This window comes from Kitasatospora sp. NPDC004799 (assembly GCF_040609095.1).
In the GTDB taxonomy this organism is placed as follows: Bacteria; Actinomycetota; Actinomycetes; order Streptomycetales; family Streptomycetaceae; genus Kitasatospora.
In genome coordinates this window covers 1-2155 of record NZ_JBEXJK010000711.1, presented here as the reverse complement: position 1 = coordinate 2155, position 2155 = coordinate 1, and the positions used below count along the sequence as shown (strand labels likewise).

1 protein-coding gene and 1 pseudogene are annotated in these 2155 nt (G+C 75.5%); both read left to right on the top strand.

Translation table 11 applies throughout. The features are described from left to right. The coding region (locus ABZW03_RS40165; protein WP_355269738.1) for an acyl carrier protein at positions 1 to 604 on the top strand (604 nt) is incomplete at its 5' end. 143 nt (positions 605 to 747) lie between these two features. After that, a pseudogene (locus tag ABZW03_RS40160) lies at positions 748 to 2052 on the top strand (beta-ketoacyl synthase N-terminal-like domain-containing protein); the annotation flags it as partial. Positions 2053 to 2155 lie beyond the last annotated feature (103 nt).

The window sequence follows — 2155 nt, the reverse complement described above, 5'->3', positions numbered from 1 at the left end:
GGCCGCCGGCGCCGTCCCGCCGCTGCTGCGCGGGCTGGTCCGCCCGGTGCGGCGCGCGGCGGCGAGCGCGCCCGCCTCCGGCGGGGACCTGGCGGGCCGGCTGGCCGGGGCCTCCCCGGCCGAGCGCGGCCGGATCCTGCTGGAGGTCGTCCAGGAGCAGGTCGCGGCCGTCCTCGGCCACCCGGACCGGTCCGCGATCGAGCCCGAACTGGCCTTCAAGGACCTCGGGTTCGACTCGCTGACCGCGGTCGAACTGCGCAACCGGCTGAACGCCGCGACCGGCCTGCGACTGCCGGCCACGCTGGTCTTCGACCACCCCTGCGCGCTCGACCTCGCCGAGCGGCTGCGCGAGGACCTGCTCCAGGAGGGAGCCGACGCCGTCACCCCGGTGCTGGCCGAACTCGACCGGCTGGAGGCCGCGTTGACGGCCGCCGCGACGGACGACGAGGGCCGCTCCCGGGTCGCGGTCCGGCTCCGGGCGCTGGCCGCGCGCTGGGCCGCCGAGGACTCCCGGCCCGAGGACGCCACCGTCGCGGACGAGTTGGAGTCGGCCAGCGACGACGAGATGTTCGAGTTCATCGGCAAGGAGTTCGGCATCTCCTGACCGGCCTCTCCCGACCGGCCCGCCCCGGGCCCGTCACCCCGAGTGGGCCGGGCGCCGCGCCCGCCCCGGCGCCCGAGCCGCCCGGCCCACTCCCACCAGACTTCCGAACCGTGCCTCGCGGCCATTCGATGGGACGTACCACCATGAACGAAGAGAAGCTCCGCTACTTCCTCAAGCGGGTCACCGCCGACCTGCACGAGACGCGCCGCCGCCTGCGCGAGGTCGAGTCCGGTGAGCACGAGCCGATCGCGATCGTCGCGATGGGCTGCCGCTACCCGGGCGGCGTGCGCACCCCCGAGGAGCTGTGGCAGCTCGTCGCGTCCGGCACCGACGCCATCTCCGGATTCCCCGGCGACCGCGGCTGGGACACCGAGGCGCTGTACGACGGCGACGCCGAGAACGGCCGGTCCGGCACCAGCTACACCCGCGAGGGCGGCTTCCTGCACGACGCGGCGCAGTTCGACCCGGCCTTCTTCGGCATCTCGCCGCGCGAGGCCATGGCCATGGACCCGCAGCAGCGGCTGCTCCTGGAGACCTCCTGGGAGGCCTTCGAGCGGGCCGGGATCGACCCGGCGGGCGTGCGCGGCAGCCGGGTCGGGGTGTTCACCGGCGTGATGTACCACGACTACGCCAGCCGCCTGTTCACCGTCCCCGAGGGCGTCGAGGGCTACCTGAGCACCGGCACCTCCGGCAGCGTGGTCTCGGGCCGCGTCGCCTACACCTTCGGGCTGGAGGGCCCGGCGGTGACCATCGACACCGCCTGCTCCTCCTCGCTGGTGGCCGTGCACCTGGCCGCCCAGGCGCTTCGGCAGGGCGAGTGCTCGCTGGCGCTGGCCGGCGGCGTCACCGTGATGTCCACCCCGGACACCTTCGTCGAGTTCAGCCGCCAGCGCGGGCTCGCCCCCGACGGCCGCTGCAAGGCGTTCTCCGCGGCCGCCGACGGCACCGCCTGGGGCGAGGGCGCCGGCGTGCTGCTGCTGGAGAAGCTGTCCGACGCCCGGCGCAACGGCCACCCGGTGCTCGCCGTCGTCCGCGGCTCCGCCGTCAACCAGGACGGCGCCAGCAACGGCCTCACCGCCCCCAACGGCCCCGCCCAGCAGCGGGTCATCCGCCAGGCCCTGGCCAGCGCGGGCCTGTCCCCGGACCAGGTCGACGCGGTCGAGGCGCACGGCACCGGCACCACCCTCGGCGACCCGATCGAGGCGCAGGCGCTGCTCGCCACCTACGGCCAGGAGCGCGGCGAGGGCGGCGCCCCGCTGTGGCTCGGCTCGGTCAAGTCCAACATCGGCCACACCCAGGCCGCCGCGGGCGTGGCGGGCATCATCAAGCTCGTCATGGCGATGCGGCACGGCACGCTCCCGCGGACCCTGCACGTCGACGAGCCGTCCCCGCACATCGACTGGAGCGCGGGCGAGGTCGAGCTGCTCACCGAGGCCCGCCCCTGGCCGGCCGGCGAGCGGTAGCCGATCGGGGTGCTCTGGGCGTACTGGTCGGCGGCGAAGTGGTTGAGCCGACGGCCGCCCTCGCGCCAGGCCATCATGGTCAGCCCGG